Origin of the sequence: Ralstonia sp. 1138 (assembly GCF_040544795.1) — a bacterium.
Taxonomy (GTDB): Bacteria; Pseudomonadota; Gammaproteobacteria; order Burkholderiales; family Burkholderiaceae; genus Ralstonia; species Ralstonia flatus.
The window spans coordinates 1,038,161-1,056,511 of the sequence record NZ_JBEPKQ010000001.1 but is presented as its reverse complement, the minus strand read 5'-3'; the positions used below and the strand labels follow the sequence as shown (position 1 = coordinate 1,056,511).

At 65.6% G+C, this 18,351-nt stretch carries 16 protein-coding genes; 13 read left to right on the top strand and 3 right to left on the bottom strand.

Translation table 11 applies throughout. The features are described 5' to 3' along the window. The first annotated feature begins 399 nt into the window (after positions 1-399). Both ABIC76_RS04580 and mctP read left to right on the top strand, forming a co-directional pair. Complete coding sequence (locus ABIC76_RS04580) at positions 400-579, top strand: DUF3311 domain-containing protein (protein WP_027679584.1); 180 nt, start codon at positions 400-402, stop codon at positions 577-579. Further along, entirely contained in the window at positions 579-2,087 is a 1,509-nt protein-coding gene (gene mctP, locus ABIC76_RS04575; protein WP_354533544.1) for a monocarboxylate uptake permease MctP, read from the top strand. Before ABIC76_RS04580 ends, mctP begins: the two co-directional genes overlap by 1 nt. A gap of 94 nt (positions 2,088-2,181) precedes the next feature. Here mctP and ABIC76_RS04570 read toward each other — a convergent pair whose 3' ends face one another. Next, positions 2,182-3,303 carry an ATP-binding protein gene (locus ABIC76_RS04570; protein WP_354533543.1) on the bottom strand — a complete coding sequence of 374 codons (1,122 nt, stop codon included), beginning with the start codon at positions 3,301-3,303 and terminating at the stop codon, positions 2,182-2,184. A 262-nt stretch (positions 3,304-3,565) separates the two neighbouring features. Between ABIC76_RS04570 and ABIC76_RS04565 the strand changes: the two genes are divergently transcribed. After that, a complete protein-coding gene (locus ABIC76_RS04565) occupies positions 3,566-5,953 on the top strand; it encodes a hybrid sensor histidine kinase/response regulator (RefSeq protein ID WP_354533118.1) in 2,388 nt (795 codons plus the stop codon). 667 nt (positions 5,954-6,620) lie between these two features. Here ABIC76_RS04565 and ABIC76_RS04560 read toward each other — a convergent pair. Together ABIC76_RS04560 and ABIC76_RS04555 are read right to left on the bottom strand one after the other, a co-directional pair. Continuing rightward, positions 6,621-7,310, bottom strand: coding sequence for a DUF2076 domain-containing protein (locus ABIC76_RS04560; RefSeq protein ID WP_354533117.1), 690 nt, complete (start codon positions 7,308-7,310; stop codon positions 6,621-6,623). 110 nt (positions 7,311-7,420) lie between these two features. Next, positions 7,421-8,392: a GlxA family transcriptional regulator gene (locus ABIC76_RS04555; protein WP_354533116.1), complete on the bottom strand. Its 972-nt coding sequence runs from the start codon at positions 8,390-8,392 to the stop codon at positions 7,421-7,423. A gap of 97 nt (positions 8,393-8,489) precedes the next feature. Here ABIC76_RS04555 and ABIC76_RS04550 point away from each other — a divergent pair, with 97 nt between their 5' ends. From ABIC76_RS04550 to ABIC76_RS04505, 10 genes are all read left to right on the top strand, one after another. After that, the gene (locus ABIC76_RS04550) at positions 8,490-8,942 is read left to right on the top strand and encodes a tautomerase family protein (RefSeq protein WP_354533115.1); all 453 of its coding nucleotides are present in this window, start codon (positions 8,490-8,492) and stop codon (positions 8,940-8,942) included. Positions 8,943-8,969: 27 nt separating this feature from the next. Continuing rightward, the gene (locus ABIC76_RS04545; RefSeq protein WP_354533114.1) at positions 8,970-9,785 is read left to right on the top strand and encodes a dienelactone hydrolase family protein; all 816 of its coding nucleotides are present in this window, start codon (positions 8,970-8,972) and stop codon (positions 9,783-9,785) included. Between the two features lie 137 nt (positions 9,786-9,922). After that, a complete protein-coding gene (locus ABIC76_RS04540) occupies positions 9,923-12,301 on the top strand; it encodes a bifunctional salicylyl-CoA 5-hydroxylase/oxidoreductase (protein WP_354533113.1) in 2,379 nt (792 codons plus the stop codon). 1 nt (position 12,302) lies between these two features. Beyond that, positions 12,303-13,085 (top strand): SDR family NAD(P)-dependent oxidoreductase, encoded by a 783-nt coding sequence (locus tag ABIC76_RS04535; protein WP_354533112.1) that lies wholly within the window; start codon positions 12,303-12,305, stop codon positions 13,083-13,085. Next, positions 13,082-13,666 (top strand): MarR family winged helix-turn-helix transcriptional regulator, encoded by a 585-nt coding sequence (locus ABIC76_RS04530; RefSeq protein ID WP_316890379.1) that lies wholly within the window; start codon positions 13,082-13,084, stop codon positions 13,664-13,666. Before ABIC76_RS04535 ends, ABIC76_RS04530 begins: the two co-directional genes overlap by 4 nt. Positions 13,667-13,683: 17 nt before the next feature. Next, positions 13,684-14,544, top strand: a complete 861-nt coding sequence (locus ABIC76_RS04525; RefSeq protein WP_316890955.1) for an enoyl-CoA hydratase family protein — start codon at positions 13,684-13,686, stop codon at positions 14,542-14,544. Between the two features lies 1 nt (position 14,545). Then, positions 14,546-15,721: an acyl-CoA dehydrogenase family protein gene (locus ABIC76_RS04520; RefSeq protein WP_354533111.1), complete on the top strand. Its 1,176-nt coding sequence runs from the start codon at positions 14,546-14,548 to the stop codon at positions 15,719-15,721. A 31-nt stretch (positions 15,722-15,752) separates the two neighbouring features. Next, the gene (locus ABIC76_RS04515) at positions 15,753-17,369 is read left to right on the top strand and encodes an AMP-binding protein (RefSeq protein ID WP_354533110.1); all 1,617 of its coding nucleotides are present in this window, start codon (positions 15,753-15,755) and stop codon (positions 17,367-17,369) included. Continuing rightward, entirely contained in the window at positions 17,366-17,791 is a 426-nt protein-coding gene (locus ABIC76_RS04510; RefSeq protein ID WP_316898998.1) for an acyl-CoA thioesterase, read from the top strand. Before ABIC76_RS04515 ends, ABIC76_RS04510 begins: the two co-directional genes overlap by 4 nt. Positions 17,792-17,813: 22 nt before the next feature. Continuing rightward, the gene (locus ABIC76_RS04505) at positions 17,814-18,206 is read left to right on the top strand and encodes a RidA family protein (RefSeq protein ID WP_147214783.1); all 393 of its coding nucleotides are present in this window, start codon (positions 17,814-17,816) and stop codon (positions 18,204-18,206) included. Positions 18,207-18,351: the final 145 nt, after the last annotated feature.

Genomic DNA, 18,351 nt, shown 5'->3' with positions numbered 1-18,351 from the left:
CTGAGCACGCCAGGGCTTATGCTGCGCCACAACAACCAACGGGGAGCCACTGCGGCTCCCCGTTGTGCTTGGTGCCATGCGCCACCGTGGCCGCTTGCGGGGTTGGCGCATGCGGCCAAACAATGTCTGTCGTGACAGGAATTCGTGAAAACCCTAGGAAACCCGCGCCCACCTTAGCGATTGGTTATTTCATGCGAAAAGTCTACGCTTACTGCGTAGTACTACGTGTGGCTGCTGCGTACAGGTGCGGATGGTTCTCCGGAGGGCGCGCGCTCACAGTGCGCCGGATAACAACAAAGACGGAAAGCACACCGTCAGACATCCGTCTGGTCACGCATCGGGCGTGGCACCTCACCGGTTCAAAACAACATCCGAAGTCCCCGAACTAGGAGACAACCCATGAAGTTCTTGCTCGCACTGCCTTTCATCGGCCTGCTGTGGGTGCCGTTCTACAACCAGGAAACGCCTGCGCTGTTCGGCTTTCCGTTCTTCTACTGGTACCAGTTCCTGTGGGTGCCGCTCACCTCGCTGCTGATCTGGATCGTCTTCAAGAACGGTCAGAGCAAAGGAGAAGAATGATGGACGGACAGATCAACTGGACGGCGCTCAGCGTCTTCATCTTCTTCTTCGCGCTGGTCACGGTGCTGGGCTTCATCGCCTCGCGCTGGCAGCGCGGCAATTCCGACAAGGGCGCCCACATTGAAGAGTGGGGCCTGGGCGGCCGCAACTTCGGCACCTGGATCACGTGGTTCCTGGTGGGCGGCGATTTTTACACCGCCTACACCGTCATCGCCGTGCCGGCACTCGTGTATGCGGTGGGCGCGTATGGCTTCTTCGCGCTGCCGTACACGATCCTGGTGTACCCGATCGTCTTCCTGATCATGCCCAAGCTGTGGAAGGTGGCGCATGCCAACGGCCACGTCACGGCGGCCGATGCCGTGTACGGCCGTTACGGCTCGCGGGCGCTGGAGTTTGCGGTGGCACTCACGGGCGTGGTGGCGACGATGCCCTACATCGCTCTGCAGCTCATCGGCATGGAAGTCGTGATCAAGGCGCTGGGCTTGACGGGCGAGCTGCCGCTGGCGGCGGCGTTCATCATCCTGGCGCTGTACACGTATTCCGCTGGCCTGCGGGCGCCTGCGCTCATCGCTTTCGTCAAAGACATCATGATCTACATCGTGGTGCTGGTGGCGGTGGTGCTGGTGCCGGCCAAGCTGGGCGGCTACGGTGCAGTGTTCGCCAATGCGCACGACGCGTTTGCCATCAAGGGCGGCGCCACGGGCCTGACGCTCAAGCCTGCGCAGTTCCTGCCGTTCGCCACGCTGGCGATTGGCTCGGCGCTGGCGGCGTTCATGTATCCGCATACGCTCACGGGCATCTTTGCCGCGCGCAGTGCAGACACCATCCGCAAGAACGCCGTCTTCCTGCCGGCCTACACCGTGCTGCTGGGCCTGATTGCGCTGCTGGGCTTCATGGCCTACGCCGCAGGCATCAAGGTCACCAACAACAACGACGTGGTGCCCGCGCTGTTCAACGCACTGTTCCCGAGCTGGTTCACGGGCTTTGCGTTCTCGGCCATCGCCATTGGTGCGCTGGTGCCGGCGGCGGTCATGTCGATTGGTGCGGCCAACCTGTTCACGCGCAACTTCTGGAAGCCCTACGTGGCCCCGGACCTCTCGCACGCCGGTGAGGAAAAGGTGGCCAAGGTGATCTCGCTGATCGTCAAGGCGGGCGCGCTGGTGTTCATCCTGTTCCTGCCGACCAAGTTCGCGCTGGACCTGCAGCTGCTGGGCGGCGTGTGGATCGTGCAGACCTTCCCGTCGGTGGTGTTCGGGTTGTTCAACATCTCGAACCGCTTCCGGGCACCGGCGCTGCTGGCCGGCTGGGCAGCGGGCATGATTGCCGGCAGCTGGCTGGCCTTCTCCGACGGCATCAAGCCTGTGCACACCTTCGTGATTGGCGCAGACAAGTACACCGTCTACACGGGCCTGGCCGCACTGGCCTTCAACATCATCGTTGCGGTGGTGGTGCAGTTGCTGATGGGCAAGCGCGGGCAGGAAACGGCGGCCCTGCGTCAAGCGGGCTGATCGACGCTGCCATTCGCGAAAAGCGAACCAGGAAGAGAAACGGCCGGTACCTCAGGGTGCCGGCTTTTTTTTCAGGCTGGGCGACCGGCAACGGTCAAGCCGTCACCGAAAGAGGAATCCGTACAGTGAACGTCGTGCCGTGTTCTGATGACTGCACATCGATCGTCCCGTGATGCGCCTGCACGATGCAGCGGCAGATGTACAGGCCAAGCCCGATGCCAGCGGCGCTTCCGCTCTGGTCCGGCCGCTGCGCGCGGGTGAGCGGGTCGAACAGGGTGGGAAAGGCAGAAGGCGGGATGGGGTTGCCCTCGTTGGAAACGGCAATCGTCATCTGCCCGTCGCGCCCGGCCGCCTCGATACCGACGCGCCCCGTCCCGTAGCGCACCGCGTTGGCCAACAGATTGACCAGCAGCTGGCCGATCCGGCTGCCGTCCCATTTGCCACGCAGTTCGCCGGCCAGGCGCAGGTCGATCTGCGCGTCGGGGTACGACGCACACACTTCGTCGATGGCGTCGCTGCACAGTCGCCCCATATCCTGGCTACTGAATCTCGTAGGCAGGAAATCGCCCAGGCGCGTGCGTGTAAAGATGAGCAGGTCGTCGATCATTTGTTGCACGCGCATCGCACCGCGCTGGATGAAGGCGACCGCCCGGACGCTGCGCGAAGACAGGCCATCGTCGTGCAGCAGGGTTTCTGCAGACGCCAGGATCGCGCCGAGCGGCGAGCGCAGGTCGTGGGCCAGCACGCCGGCAAACAGGTCGCGCATGCGCTCGGTCTGCTTGGCATGCTGGCGTACCGATTCTGCAAGCATCTGGTCGATGGCCTCGTTGAAGCGGATCATCTCCTGCAGCGCCAGGGCGTGAGCCTGCGGATCCTGCTGCCACCGGCGCAGCACGCTGGCGCGCAGGGCGCGGTATTCGGCCACCAGATCGTTGATGTCGAAACCGTGCGAGTGGCGGTCGTCGGCATGCTCGTGGGCGGCTTCATTGAAGCCCGATTCCGACGGTGCGCGGTCACCCCACGATTTGGCTTGCTGCTCTTGAGGCGACTGCCCCTCGCGCATATCGGCAGCGATGCGCAGGAGAAGATCCCGCGCCGAGTTGCGTAGCTGGGGTTCGGAGAGACGGGTTCGGCCGCCGTTGATCTTGCGCGCGTATTCCGTCCAGTCGTCGATGAGGCCGGGCAGGTTTGCCTCAATGAAGTCGGAGAGGTTCATGGGTTTCCTTGCCGGTTGCGAAAGCCATGGACGCGGAGCCGTCTCGTGTGCCCTGTCATCGCACGTCCTGCGGGAACGGTCGATGCTGCGGTTTTGGCTCCAAGGTATGCAAACTGCGCGCCTTTTACCAATCATGCCCGCGCAACGGGTGATGCCCGGGTCGCATGTTGGCCGCGTTTCCATCAAGATGCGGATGCCGTCCATGAATTGCTGCGCTGCGCCGACATGCCTGCAGTATCACGCCCCCAAAATGACCACGCCAATGAACCACGATCTTTTGTCTTCTGAGCTACGTTTTGCATGGCTGGGGTTATGGGCCGAATCCACCTCGGATTTCGCCGTCTTTGCCCTCTCGCTCGCCGGCGTTGTGGCGACATGGAACCCCGGCGGCGAACGCATGCAGGGCTATCGGTCCGACGAGATTATCGGCCAGCCCCTCGCACTGTTGTATCCGCCGGAGGATCGCGTGTCGGGTGCGCCGGAGGCCGCACTTCATGTCGCCACCGAGACAGGACGGCATGTCGAGGAGGGGTGGCGTATGCGCAAGGACGGTACGCCGTTCTGGGCGAATGTCGCCATGACGGCCCTACGCGACAGCCACAACACGTTGGTCGGGTTCGGGACCGTGATCAGCGACATGAGCGAGAAGAAGGCCGCCCACGACGCCGTGCTCAAAAGCGAGCGGAGCTTCCGCCTGCTGGTGCAGGGCGTGACGGACTACGCCATCTTCATGCTGTCGCCCGATGGGCACATCACAAGCTGGAATGCCGGCGCGCGGCGCATCAAGGGCTATGCCGAGGACGAGATCATCGGCTCCCATTTCTCACGGTTCTATACGCCCGAGGATGTTGCAGCCGGCGTGCCGTTCCGTGGCCTGGAGACCGCCCGGCGCGACGGGCGCTTTGAAGCCGAAGGCTGGCGCGTGCGGCGCGACGGAAGCCGCTTCTTCGCGCACGTCATCATCGATGCCATCTACGAATATGGCGAACTGGTCGGCTTCGCAAAGGTCACGCGCGACATCACGGAACGGCGGCGCGCCAGCGAGCAACTGGAGCAAACGCAAAGAGCGCTGTTCCAGGCCCAGAAGATGGAGGCCCTGGGCAAGCTCACGGGCGGCGTTGCGCACGATTTCAACAACGTGCTGCAGGTGCTGCGCGGCAACCTCGAACTGCTCGAAAGCCGGCATGGGCGGGATGCCTGGAGCGCCGAGCGGTTGGGCAACGCCATCGACGCCGTCGACCGGGGTGCCAAGCTCGCCGCCCAGTTGCTCGCCTTTGGCCGCCAGCAGCCACTTGCACCTGTCGTGATCAACCCCGCGCGGCAGCTGCGCGCCATGGACGATCTGCTGCGGCGTGCGCTGGGCGAGGCGATCGAGATCGAATCGGTGGTGGCGGGCGGACTGTGGAATACCGCCGTCGATCCGCATCAACTGGAAAACGTCATCCTGAACCTTGCAATCAATGCGCGGGATGCGATGCCGGACGGCGGCAGGCTCACGCTCGAACTCTCCAACGCCACGCTCGATGACGACTATGTCGTCGCGCTGCCCGACGTGCCGGCGGGGCAGTACGTCATGCTGGCTGTGACGGACACCGGCACCGGCATGAGCCCGGACGTCATGGAGCGCGCCTTCGACCCGTTCTTCAGCACCAAGCGCGAAGGCGAGGGCACCGGCTTGGGGCTCAGCATGGCCTACGGTTTCGTCAAACAAAGCGGCGGCCATATCCGGCTCTACAGCGAGGTCGGCGAGGGCACGACGGTGCGCGTCTATCTGCCCCGTTCCACCGGCACGGCGGTCGAGCCCCTGCGCGCGAAGGCTGGCGGGCTCAAGCACGGCAACGAGACGGTCCTCGTTGTGGAAGACGACGCAAAGGTTCGCGAGACCGTGGTCGATCTGTTGAGCGGCCTCGGCTACGCCGTACTCAAGGCCAACAATGCCGAGCAGGCGCTGGCCGTGATCGAGAGCGGCGTGCATATCGACCTGCTCTTCACAGACGTGGTCATGCCCGGTGCCGTGCGCAGTACGGAGATGGTGCGCAGGGCGTTGCAGACGCTGCCCGCGCTGAAGGTGCTGTACACGTCCGGCTACACGCAGAACGCTATCGTGCACGGCGGGCGGCTTGATCCGGGTGTCGAGTTGCTGAGCAAGCCGTACAGCCGCCAGCAGCTTGCATTCAAGCTTCGCCAGGTGCTCGGAAACGATGCAGTGGAGGCAACGCGACGCGATGAAGAAATTGCGCAGCCCAAGCTCGACACGGGCGCGGTATGGGAGCCTGCGCGCCTGCGCGTCCTTGTGGTGGAAGACGACGCTTCATTGCGTGGTGCGGTGTGCGAGCTGCTGATGATCATTGGGATCACGCCGCAACAGGCGGCCAGCGGCACGCAAGCACTCGAAGCCCTGAAGGCAGGGGCCTTCGACGTTCTGTTCACGGACGTAGTCATGCCGGACATGTCCGGCGTCGAACTCGCGCAGCGGGCGTTCGTACTGCAACCGGAACTGCGGGTGATCTTCGCCTCCGGCAACCCCATCCCCGATCACGACCGCTTTGCGTTCAGGTGGACGGCGCTGCGTAAGCCTTACACGCTCGATCAGCTGCAGCACGCCCTGCAATCGATGATGGCGCGAGAGCGGGCGGCCACCAATACCTAGCCGAGCGTGGTGGTTTGAGCGCGGCGTTTGGACCTCAAAGGCCCGTGTTCCGCAGTCTGATGGCCACGCACGGCACTCAGACCGTGGAACGCCGGTCTTTTAGCTCGAAATTTTCGACCTCCGAGAGCCGCGCGCCAGGGTCAAACTGTGGAGCGCGACCCTCTAACCGTGGCGATCGACTGTCGGAGGCTGAAACGCGGCTCTCCGAGGTCGAAAATTTGAAGCTCGAAGAGCCGAGCGCGAGGGGCAGACTGTGGAGCGCGAGGGTCTGACGGTGATGCTCGACGCTCGGAGGGTCGAGATCGAGTGTTTGAGGGTCGAGTGCGGGGCTTCGGGCTTGGCGCTTGGGTGTCTGAGTGTCGAGCTTGGGTGTCTGGGGGTGAGGCGTGGAGCATTTGGCGTGACGCTCCGCAAAATCAGACCTGCGCTGCGAGCCCCATCGCTATAATCCCGCCCCTGCCGCGCCAACCGCAGCCCGCCGGCAGGCATTCGCGCCATCAAGGGCGGGCCGGGCGGAGCAGCCTTCGGGTTGGCTGGCTTCCTTGGGTGTCAATTTTCCACCTCCGCTGTCGGGCCCGCCGCCCTGACTTCGCAAAGCGCGGCCCCGACGGACGCTTCCTCCGGATTGAGAAGACGACGCTAGCGCGCCCTCCCTGCGCTGCAACGACTAGCTGAACAGCGAATCGTCATCCGAATAATCACCACCGCCCAGGTCGCTGTCGTCGATCAGCCCAAGGCTGTCATCGCGCGACGCCGTGTTGGTCGTGCCGCTGTCGCTGTCGTAGTAGTTGTTGATGACGGTTTCCGTGGCGCCACCCATCACCGGCTGCTGGCCGAAGAAGCCGCCACCGCCGCTGTTGTGATGGAACATGTTCTCGATGCCCTGGAACAGCAGCGCGCCGCCGGCCACGCCGGCTGCGGTGGTCGCGACGCTGCCGAGCGTGCTGCCCAGGCCGCCGCTGAAGAAGCCCGAGCGCGCCGGTTGCGCTGGCGCCGGCTGGGCCTGCGGCTGCATCTGCGGCATCTGCACGGGCGCGGCCTGCTGCTGGGTGTATGCAGGCGCGGGCGCCGGGTTGCCGGCGTGGCTGCCCCAGTTGTTGGCCGAATCCATGAACGATGCGCCGCGGCCGACTTGCGCCGCCTGCAACTGGTTCTGCAGAGAGGCGATCTGCGCCTGCGCAGATGCCAGCGCCTGGTCGAGCAGCATGGCGCGCTGCACGAGCAGATAGGCCGCGTCCGGCTGGCGGGCGACGGCGTCGAGGATGCGGGCTTCGGCCTGCGGGTCCTTGGCCCCGGCGCGCGCCTGCGTCAGTTGGGCCAGGAAGTTTTCCAGCGCTTGCTGTTCTTGCGGGGACATGGTGTGTGTTCCTGTCTGGGTGGGTGCGACGTGACCAAGTTAGGCGTCAAGTCTTAAACGAAAATTAAAGCGCGGCAGCTTCTTGTGTAACGGCCTGTAACCCGAAGCCCCTAGGCGGCCGGGCGATATTGGCTGGGGTTGGTGCCCGACACCTTGCGCATCAGGCGCCGCAGCGCAGTGGCGTCTTCGTAGCCGACGGCTTCGGCCACGCGGTCGATGGTCATGCGGCTTGATTCGATCAGCATGCGGGCGCGGTTCAGGCGCACGCTCTGCACCAGGGCGAGGGTGCTTCTGCCGGTGGCCTCCCGCACGTGCCGTGACAGCGTGCGTTGCGACATGGCCAGCTCGTCGGCCAGCGCCTGCACGCTCGGCGGGTTGGGCAGGGCGGCTTCAATGCGCGCCACCAGCTGCGCAATCAGCGCGTTGCCGTTGGCCAGCATGGCGGGCACCACAAACGGCGCTTGCGCGTGGCGGCCGTCGATCAGCAGCACACGGCCCACGGCATCGGCCAGCGCCACGCCAAAGCGCGTGCGCAGCAGATGCAGCATCAGGTCGGTCTGCGCAAAGGCGGCGCCAGCGGTGGTAATCGGGCCGTCGGCGCACACCATGCGATCTGCGTCGACCGTGCATGCGGGTTCCCACTGCTGCAGCGTCGGGGCCAGCCACCAGGACGTGGTGACGCATCGCCCCGGCAACACGCCGGCCGCCTGCAACACAAACACCGCCGAGCACGATGCCGCCACCTGCCCGCCCGATGCGACTTGCGCGGCCACGGCGCGCACTGCTCGCTGCGCATCGTCCTGCGCCAGGCGCGTGGCGATCACACCGGCATGGTCTAGGCCCACGCCCGGCACGATCCAGGTGCTGCCATCGGGGCGCGGGCGTTTTGGCAGGGCGGTAGTTTCCACCTGCATGCCGTTGCTGAGCTGCACGCTGGGCGCGTCGGCTGACAGTACACGCCACGTTGGACGCGGCGCCTTCACACGCGGGGCGAGTGTCGACGCGGCCTGCAGGATGTCGAGTGTGGCCGCCACGCTGGTGGCGTAGGCGCCGGAGAGTACGAGGATGGTGAAATCCGCCATGACCGAAGTTGCCCGAAAGATGTCGAAATCGACACTGCCAGTCTAGCGGCTGCGCGGGTTCAATGCAGGCATGTCAACGACGCTCACGAGTGCCCACATGCCGAATATCCTCGTCAAGATTCCTGCCAACACCTTTGACAGCGACGCGCGCGCGACGCTTGCACGCCGCATCACCGAGGCGGCCGCGCAGGCCGAGCAGATTCCCGATGATCCGCGCCGGCGCGCCACGATCTGGGTGACGGTGGAAGAGGTGCCGGCCGCCTCCTGGTGGTGCGGCGGGGTGGACGTGACAACGCAAATGGTGCCGTGCCTGGCCGTCGCCCATGTGCCGGCCGGTGTGCTGGATGGTGCTGCGCGCGCGCGCTTCGTCCAGCAGATGCATGAGGCGTTTGCGCAGGCGTTGCCAGCCGATGATGCGCGGCGCGTGGTGACCTCCGTGATGGTGCATGACGTGGCCGACGGTACGTGGGGTGTGAACGGCGCGCTGTGGACGCTGCCCGATTTCGCCAGGGCGGCCGGTTATGCGCATCTTCAGCATCTCGTCGCCTGAGCCAGGCCCTTCCAACGGAGCCCACGCATGACAAGCCAGCACACGCAGCAGGATGACAGCCTGGAAGACTTCACGCGCCGCCAGATCACCCTGGATGGCATCACCAAGACCGTGTACGTGGCAGGCACCGGCCCGGGCGTGATCGTCATGGCCGAGATGCCGGGCATCAGCCCGCACGTGGCGCGGTTTGCGCGCTGGGTGCGCGATGCGGGGCTGACGGTCTACATGCCGTCGTTGTTCGGGCGCGATGGCGCGGTGCCCGAGGCGGAGGCGGGTGCGGAGGTGTTCCGCCACGCGTGCGTGAGCGCGGAGTTCCGTGCCTTTGCCGCCAACCAGTCGAGCCCCGTCACGCAATGGCTGCGCGCCCTGGCGCGGCAGGCCCATGCGGAGTGCGGCGGCCCTGGCGTGGGTGCCATCGGCATGTGCTTCACCGGCAATTTCGCGCTGACGATGATGCTGGAGCCGGCCATGCTGGCGCCGGTGCTGTGTCAGCCGTCCTTGCCGCTGAACGCGCCCAGCGGGATCGAGATCGCACCCGAGGATGCGGCCGCCGTGCGCCAGCGGTTGGAGCAGGAAGACCTGACCGTGCTGGCCTACCGCTTTGAGGGTGATCGTTTCTGCCGTGCCGAGCGCTTTGCTGCGTATGCGCAGGCGCTGGGCCAGCGCTTTGTGGCGCGCGTGCTGCCCGACAGCGCTGCGCACCCGAATCCGCCGCCGTTCTTTGCCCAGCATGTGCCTTGTCCGCACAGCGTGGTGACTGCCCACCTGATCGACGCGGCCGGCGAGCCCACGTTGGCCGCCCGCGACGAGATTCTGGCGTTCTTCCGGCAGCGTCTGGGCTGAGTGGGGGCTCACATGCGGGTGTGAGCCCGGCGCCGCCCGGTTCGGTGTAAACCCCGGGGGCATCGTCTGAGCAAATTGCTTTACAACTAAACTATTCATGACTAAGGTAATACCGCATCAAATGCGGAGCCGTTGTCATGAAGATTGTCTGTATTGGTGGTGGGCCGGCCGGCCTGTACTTTGCCCTGCTGATGAAGCTGCAGGACCCGTCGCACGACATCACCGTGGTGGAGCGCAACCGCCCGTATGACACGTTCGGCTGGGGCGTGGTGTTCTCCGACCAGACGCTGGGCAACCTGCAGCGCGCCGACGCCAAGAGCGCCGCGCAGATCCTCGACGCCTTCAACCACTGGGACGACATTGAAGTCCACATCCGCGGGCAGGTCGTGCGGTCGGGCGGCCACGGCTTCTGCGGTATCGGGCGCAAGCGCCTGCTGAACATCCTGCAGGCGCGCTGTGAGGAAGAGGGCGTCAAGCTCGTCTTTGAAACCGATGTGCAAGATCAGGATTTGGAAAACGACACGGCCTATGCCGATGCCGACCTCATCATCGCCAGCGATGGCCTGAACAGCCGCATCCGCACCAAGTACGCCGCCACGTATCAACCCGATATCGACACGCGCCGCTGCCGCTTTGTCTGGCTGGGCACGCACAAGCTGTTCGAGGCCTTCACGTTTGCGTTTGAAGAGACCGAGCACGGCTGGTTCCAGGCGCATGCGTACCGCTTTGACGACGAAACCTCCACCTTCATCGTCGAGGCACCTGAAGAGGTATGGCGCGCCGCCGGGCTGGAGACCATGGAGAAGGAAGAGGCCATCGCGTACTGCGAGCGGCTCTTCGCCAAGTACCTCGATGGCAACAAGCTGATTTCCAACGCCACGCACCTGCGGGGCTCTGCGCAGTGGATTCGCTTTCCGCGCGTGGTGTGCCGGCATTGGGTGCATACCAACACGCACGGCACGCCGGTCGTGCTGATGGGCGACGCCGCGCACACGGCGCATTTCTCGATCGGCTCCGGCACCAAGCTGGCGCTGGAAGATTCGATTGAACTGGCGCGCAGCATCGGCCAGCACCCTGGCGATTTGCGTGCCGCGCTTGAGCACTACGAGGCGGTGCGCAGCGTGGAAGTCCTGCGCATCCAGAACGCGGCGCGCAATTCGACGGAATGGTTCGAAAACGTCGCGCGCTACGCCAACCTGCCGACCGAGCAGTTTGCGTATTCGCTGCTCACGCGCAGCCAGCGCATCAGCCACGAAAACCTGCGCCAGCGCGACAAGCGCTATCTCGAACAGTTTGAAGACTGGATTGCTGAACAAGCTGGCGCCCAGCGCGGGCCGCAGCACGGCCCGGTGCCGCCGATGTTCACGCCCTTCACGGTGCGCGGCGTCACGCTCAAGAACCGCGTGGTGGTGTCGCCCATGGCGCAGTACTCGTGCGAAGACGGCCAGCCGGCGGATTACCACCTCGTTCACCTGGGCGCGCGCGCCATGGGCGGTGCCGGCCTGGTGATGGTCGAGATGACCTGTGTGTCGCCCGATGCGCGCATCACCCCGGGCTGCCCGGGTTTGTGGAACACCGACCAGCGCGACGGCTGGGCGCGCATCGTGCAGTTCGTGCATGCCAACAGCGATGCGAAGCTCGGCATCCAGCTCGGTCATGCCGGTGCCAAGGGCTCGACGCGCGTGGCGTGGGAAGGCATCGATCTGCCGCTGGAAGACGGGCAGAACTGGCCGCTGATTTCCGCATCGCCCCAGCAGTATCTGGATGGCGTCAGCCAGTGGTCGCGGGCCATGACGCGCGACGACATGGACCGCGTGCGTGAAGACTTTGTCCACGCCGCAAGGCTGGCGGCGGAAGCCGGGTTCGACTGGCTGGAGCTGCACTGCGCGCACGGCTATCTGCTGTCGTCGTTCATCTCGCCGTTGACGAATCAGCGCAATGACGAATATGGCGGCTCGCTGGAGAACCGGCTGCGCTTTCCGCTCGAAGTCTTCCACGCAGTGCGTGAAGTATGGCCGAGCAACAAGCCGATGTCGGTGCGCATTTCCGCGCACGACTGGGTGGAGGGCGGCATCACGCCGGACGATGCGGTGGAAATCGCGCGCGTCTTCAAGGCCGCAGGTGCGGACATGATCGATTGTTCGTCGGGCCAGGTCAGCAAGAAGGAACAGCCCGTGTACGGCCGCATGTTCCAGACGCCGTTTGCCGACCGCGTGCGCAACGAGGCGGGCATCGCCACCATCGCGGTGGGCGCCATCTCCGAGGCGGACCACGTCAACAGCATCATCGCCGCGGGCCGTGCCGACCTGTGCGCCGTGGCGCGCCCGCACCTGGCCAACCCGGCCTGGACGCTGAATGAAGCCGCGCGCATCGGCTACCTCGACATGCCGTGGCCCAAGCAATACCGCGCAGGCAAGCTGCAGCTGGAGCGCAACCTGGAGCGCGAACGCGCGATGGCGGCGCAGGCCGCGGGTTTGTCTCCGCTGGAGCAGGCCAACCGCATGCAGGGGGTTTGAGATGGCGACACCTGCGATGCTCACCGGGCACCACGCCGTTGTTACCGGCGCAGGGCGCGGGATAGGCGCTGCGATTGCCGCGCAACTCGCGGCGCATGGCGCCACGCTCACGCTGATGGGCCGCAACGCCGATGTGCTGCAGGCCACTGCCAAGACGTTGCCCGACAGCGCCCGCGCGCAAGTCGTGACGTGCGACGTGACCGACGAGGCGAGTGTGTCGGCGGCGTTCGAATCCGCACGCGCCGGGCTCGGCCCCATCTCCATCCTGGTCAACAACGCGGGCCAAGCCGAGAGTGCGCCGTTTGCCAAGACCACGCTGGACCAATGGCAGCGCATGCTGGCCGTCAATCTGACGGGCACGTTCCTGTGCACGCAGGCGGCGCTGGCCGATGTGCAAGCCTCGGGCCGCGGCCGCATCGTCAACATTGCCAGCACGGCGGGGCAGCGCGGTTATGCGTATGTGTCGGCGTATGTGGCGGCCAAGCATGGGGTGATCGGGCTCACGCGCTCGCTGGCGCTGGAGCTTGCGGCGCGCGGCGTCACTGTCAACGCAGTCTGCCCCGGCTATACGGAAACCGACATCGTGCGCGAGAGCATCGATCGTATCGTTGCCCGTACCGGACGCAGCGCGGAAGAGGCCCGCGCCGAGCTGGTGAAGGGCAACCCGCAGGGTCGGCTGATCGCGCCCGACGAAGTGGCGAACGCCGTGGTGTGGCTGTGCTCCGAAGGCGCGTCGTCAATCACGGGGCAGGCCATCTCGGTATCCGGCGGGGAGGTAATGTGAGCAACGAACGCACCCGGCGCAAAACCGCACTCGCCACGCGCGCCTCAGGCCACCACGCCGTCGTGCATGCGCTGGGCGACGAACGTATCGGCCTGGAAGCCCGTGCGCATGTGGATGATCACATGGACGTCAAGATCTGGCTGCGCCTCCTGGCATGCAGCACGCAGATCGAACAGCAGATCCGCCAGCGCCTGCGCACGCGCTTCAACACCACGCTGCCGCGCTTCGACTATCTGGCGCAACTCGATCGTCACCCGGACGGACTGCGCATGAACGTGCTGTCGCGCTACCTGATGGTGACCGGCGGCAACGTCACCGGCCTGACCGACCAGCTGGAGAAGGAAGGGCTTGTCAAACGCGAGGCGGATCCGGATGATCGCCGGTCCTTTCGCGTGTTGCTGACCGACGCCGGCCGCCGCCACTTTGCCGAGATGGCCGCCGAGCACGAACGCTGGCTGATCGAGATGTTCGACGGCCTTGGCATGGCCAACAAAGACGCGCTGTATGCGCAGCTCGGCCACCTGCGCGTCCACCTCGCGCAGCGCGAGCAAGAGCTGGACGCCCGCGAAGATCAACCTTGAACGAACCCGACCCAACCATGACCGACCCGAATCACCATATGGACCCGGCCTTGCTGGCCGGCAACCGCCGACCGCTGGCGGGCTATCAAGCCAAGCACTTTCTGTGGAGCGTGGAAGGCGGCGTTGCCACCATCACGCTCAACCGGCCCGAGCGCAAGAACCCGCTCACGTTCGATTCGTATGCCGAGCTGCGTGACCTGTTTCATCAGCTCAAGTGGGCGGATGACGTCAAGGCCATCGTGCTGGCCGGCGCGGGCGACAACTTCTGCTCCGGCGGCGATGTGCACGAAATCATCGGCCCGCTGGTGCAACTGAAGGCGCCCGAGCTGCTGATGTTTACGCGCATGACGGGCGAACTGGTGAAGACGATGCGCGCGTGCCCGCAGCCGATTGTCGCGGCAATTGACGGCGTGTGCGCGGGCGCGGGCGCGATCCTGGCGATGTCTTCCGACTTGCGCCTGGGCACGGCGCGCAGCACGACAGCGTTCCTCTTCAACCGCGTTGGCCTGGCCGGCTGCGACATGGGCGCCTGCGCGATCCTGCCGCGCATCATCGGGCAGGGCCGCGCGAGCGAACTGCTCTACACCGGCCGCTCGATGAGCGGCGAAGAGGGCGAGCGCTGGGGCTTCTTCAACCGCCTGTGCGAACCAGCCGAGGTGCTGAGCCAAGCGCAAGCCCTGGCTGCCGACCTGGCCGCGGGCCCGACCTTTGCCAACGGCATCACCAAGACGATGCTGCACCAGGAATGGACGATGACGATCGAGCAGGCCATTGAAGCCGAGGCGCAGGCGCAGGCCATCTGCATGCTGACCGAAGACTTCTCGCGCGCGTATCACGCGTTTGTCGCCAAGCAGAAACCGGTGTTCGAGGGGAACTGAGATGAGCGACAAAGACTATCTGCAGTGGCCCTTCTTTGACGACAAACACCGCCAGCTCGAAGCCGAACTCGACGCCTGGGCCACGAAGCACATCCCGCACGACCACGGCCCCGATGTGGACGCCGAATGCCGTGCGTTGGTCAAATCGCTCGGCCAGGCCGGCTGGCTGCGCCACGCCGTGGGCGGCACGGCACACGGCGGCGCGGCCGAGACCATCGACACGCGCGCCATCTGCCTGATCCGCGAGACGCTGGCGCGCTATTCCGGCCTGGCCGACTTTGCCTTTGCGATGCAGGGGCTGGGCTCGGGCGCCATCTCGTTGCACGGCACGCCCGAGCAGCGCGAACGCTATCTGACGAAGGTCGCGCGCGGCGAGGCCATCGCCGCATTTGCGCTGTCCGAACCGGATGCCGGCTCCGATGTGGCCGCCATGGCCTGCGCCGCGCGTGAAGACGGCACCGACTACGTGCTCGACGGCGAGAAGACGTGGATTTCCAACGGTGGCATCGCAGACTTCTACGTCGTGTTTGCCCGCACCGGCGAGGCGCCGGGCTCGCGCGGCATCAGCGCGTTCATCGTCGAAGCCGGTACGCCGGGCTTTGAGATTGCGGAGCGCATCGACGTGATTGCGCCGCACCCGCTGGCGCGCCTGCGCTTTACCAACTGCCGCATTCCGGCCAGCCAGCGTGTGGGCGCGGCAGGCGAGGGCTTCAAGGTGGCGATGCGAACGCTCGATGTGTTCCGCACGTCGGTGGCGGCAGCCGCGCTGGGGTTTGCGCGCCGCGCGCTGGACGAAGCGCTGGCGCGCGCCACCAGCCGCAAGATGTTCAGCGGCGTACTTGCCGATTTCCAGCTCACGCAGGCCAAGCTCGCACAAATGGCCACCGCCATCGACAGCGCCGCGCTGCTGACGTACCGCGCCGCGTGGCAGCGCGACCAGGGCCGCAACGTGACGCGCGAGGCTGCCATGGCCAAGTTGACCGCCACCGAGAACGCGCAGCAGGTGATCGACGCCGCCGTGCAGATGTGGGGTGGCCTGGGCGTGGTGAGCGAGCAGCCGGTCGAGCGCCTGTACCGCGAGATCCGCTCGCTGCGGATCTACGAAGGCGCGACGGAAGTGCAGCAACTGATCATCGCGCGCGAACTGCTGCGTGCGGCCACGCCTGCAGCGCACTGACACTGCCCAGCCCAGAGACGGAGAGCTCGCCATGCCCAGCGCCCATATCGACACCTTCGCCCGCGACCGCCTGCCGCCGGCGGAGCTGCAACCGGTGTATCGCTTCGACCTGCCGGCGCTGCAGTTTCCGCCGCAGCTCAACTGCGCAACCGAATTGCTCGACCGCCGCGTTGCCGCAGGCGAGGGCGGCCGCCTCTGCATCCAGGCGCCCGGCATCCGCTGGACGTATGCGGATCTGCAGGCGCACGCTAACCGCATCGCCAACGTGCTGGTCAATGAGATGCGCGTTGTGCCGGGCAACCGCGTGCTGCTGCGCTCGCCCAACAGCCCGATGCTCGCCGCGTGCTGGTTTGCCGTGATGAAAGTGGGCGCCATTGCGGTGACGACCATGCCGCTGCTGCGCGCCAAAGAGCTGGGCCAAATCCTGGGCAAGGGCGAGATCGGCTTCGCGCTGTGCGATGCGCGGCTCGTCGACGAGTTGCGCGATGCGGTCTCGCAAGCCGCCACGCCCGTGCAGATGCTGTGCTTTCACGATGCCACGCCGGAAGGGCTGGAGGCTGCCATGGCACGCCAGCCGGCCACTTTCACCAATGTCGATACGGCGGCAGATGACACGTGCCTGCTCGCCTTCACGTCGGGCACGACGGGCGTGCCGAAAGCGACGATGCATTTTCATCGGGACATCCTCGCCATTTGCGCGTGCTGGCCGCCGCATGTGCTCAAGCCGCGCGCGGACGACATCTTCATCGGCAGCCCGCCGATGGCGTTTACGTTTGGCCTCGGCGGCCTGCTGCTGTTTCCGATGAGCGTGGGTGCATCGACCGTGCTGCTGGAGAAGGCATCGCCGAACGATCTGGTGGATGGCATCCGCACGTTTGGCGCGACGGTGCTGTTCACCGCGCCCACCACGTATCGCAACATCGCGGCGCGCGGAGACGAGTTGCGCGCCACGCCGCTGCGCCGCTGCGTGTCGGCCGGCGAAGCGCTGCCGGTGGCCACGCGCACGCTGTGGAAGAGCGCTACCGGCATCGAATTGATTGACGGCATTGGCGCGACCGAGATGCTGCATATCTTCATCTCCGCCGCCGATGCCGACGTGCGCCCCGGCGCCACCGGCAAGGCCGTCCCGGGCTATGTCGCGCGCGTTGTGGATGATGCCGGCAACCCCGTGCCGCCGGGCACCGTGGGCCGCCTGGCTGTGCAGGGCCCGACCGGCTGCCGCTACCTGGCCGATGACCGCCAGCGCGCCTACGTGCGCAACGGCTGGAACCTCACGGGCGATGCCTATGTGATGGACGAGGAAGGCTACTTCCACTACCACTCGCGCACCGACGACATGATCATCTCGTCCGGCTACAACATCGCTGCGCCCGAGGTGGAAGACGCGCTGATGCAGCATCCGGCGGTGGCCGAGTGCGGCGTGATCGGCGAGCCCGATGAAGAGCGCGGGCAGATCGTCAAAGCCTTCGTTGTATTGCACCCGGGCCACACGGCGGGGCCGGAGATGGTCAAGACACTGCAGGACTTCGTGAAGCAGACCGTGGCCCCGTACAAGTATCCGCGCGCCATCGAGTTCCGCGCGAGCCTGCCGCGCAGTGAAGTCGGCAAGCTGCTGCGCTACCGCCTGCGCGAACACGACAAATCATGAGTGACTACCACTTCGAGCGCGCCGCGCGCATCCGCTTTGCACACTGCGACCCGGCCGGCATCGTCTACTTTCCGCAGTACCTTGTGCTGTTCAATGGCCTGGTCGAAGACTGGTTTACCGATGGCTTGGGCGTTTCGTATGCGCAAATGCTGGGCCCGCGCCGCATCGGCCTGCCCATCGTCAAGCTGCATTGCGAGTTCAGCGCCATCAGCCGCATGGGCGACGACGTGCAGTTCAAGCTGAAGCTGGAGCGGCTGGGCAATGCGTCGCTCACGTTGGGCCTGGATTGCTGGGCCGGCGACGAACAGCGCGTACGCTCGCAGCAGGTGCTGGTATTTACCGATCTCAATACGCATCGCGCGATGCCGATGCCGCCTGATGTGCGGCAGGCGATCGAGGCGAGCGTTCAACTGCAGTCGTAATAGAACTAGAAGGAATTGCATCATGGAAGTACTCCTCCCTCCCAACTGGCCGCGTCCGAAGGGCTATGCCAACGGTGTGTCCGCACGCGGACGCATGGTGTTCGTGGCCGGCATGATCGGCTGGGATGCGCAGGGCGTGTTCCACACGGATGACCTGGCCGGTCAGGTCCGCCAGGCGCTGCAGAACATCGTCGAGGTGCTGGCCGCCGGCGACGCCAAGCCCGAGCACATCGTGCGCATGACGTGGTACGTAACCGACAAGAAGGCCTACGTGGCGGCCTACCCCGAGATCGGCAAGGCGTTCCGCGAGCTGATCGGCAGCTTCAGTATTGCGATGACGGCCGTAGAGGTGACGGCGCTGGTCGAAGACCGGGCCAAGGTGGAGATTGAGGTGACGGCGGTGGTGCCGGATTAGTTTTTTTCGAACCGGTGAGGGGAGACAAAAGTCCGTACCTGAACAAAGTAGTCTGGTCCAACTGCGGGGTTGGCAACTATTGGCGCCAGTCCGCGATTGGCGCAGTCCGATCCGGGCAAGGTTTGGGAGCAGTGACGTGCATATG

Coding starts and splice junctions, on each gene's coding strand:
- ABIC76_RS04520 (WP_354533111.1), top strand. CDS start 14,546: ATGAGCGACAAAGACTATCTGCAGTGGCCCTTCTTTGACGACAAACAC.
- ABIC76_RS04545 (WP_354533114.1), top strand. CDS start 8,970: ATGACAAGCCAGCACACGCAGCAGGATGACAGCCTGGAAGACTTCACG.
- ABIC76_RS04565 (WP_354533118.1), top strand. CDS start 3,566: ATGAACCACGATCTTTTGTCTTCTGAGCTACGTTTTGCATGGCTGGGG.
- ABIC76_RS04505 (WP_147214783.1), top strand. CDS start 17,814: ATGGAAGTACTCCTCCCTCCCAACTGGCCGCGTCCGAAGGGCTATGCC.
- ABIC76_RS04515 (WP_354533110.1), top strand. CDS start 15,753: ATGCCCAGCGCCCATATCGACACCTTCGCCCGCGACCGCCTGCCGCCG.
- ABIC76_RS04555 (WP_354533116.1), bottom strand. CDS start 8,392: ATGGCGGATTTCACCATCCTCGTACTCTCCGGCGCCTACGCCACCAGC.
- ABIC76_RS04550 (WP_354533115.1), top strand. CDS start 8,490: ATGCCGAATATCCTCGTCAAGATTCCTGCCAACACCTTTGACAGCGAC.
- ABIC76_RS04570 (WP_354533543.1), bottom strand. CDS start 3,303: ATGAACCTCTCCGACTTCATTGAGGCAAACCTGCCCGGCCTCATCGAC.
- ABIC76_RS04560 (WP_354533117.1), bottom strand. CDS start 7,310: ATGTCCCCGCAAGAACAGCAAGCGCTGGAAAACTTCCTGGCCCAACTG.
- mctP (WP_354533544.1), top strand. CDS start 579: ATGGACGGACAGATCAACTGGACGGCGCTCAGCGTCTTCATCTTCTTC.
- ABIC76_RS04510 (WP_316898998.1), top strand. CDS start 17,366: ATGAGTGACTACCACTTCGAGCGCGCCGCGCGCATCCGCTTTGCACAC.
- ABIC76_RS04525 (WP_316890955.1), top strand. CDS start 13,684: ATGACCGACCCGAATCACCATATGGACCCGGCCTTGCTGGCCGGCAAC.
- ABIC76_RS04580 (WP_027679584.1), top strand. CDS start 400: ATGAAGTTCTTGCTCGCACTGCCTTTCATCGGCCTGCTGTGGGTGCCG.
- ABIC76_RS04535 (WP_354533112.1), top strand. CDS start 12,303: ATGGCGACACCTGCGATGCTCACCGGGCACCACGCCGTTGTTACCGGC.
- ABIC76_RS04540 (WP_354533113.1), top strand. CDS start 9,923: ATGAAGATTGTCTGTATTGGTGGTGGGCCGGCCGGCCTGTACTTTGCC.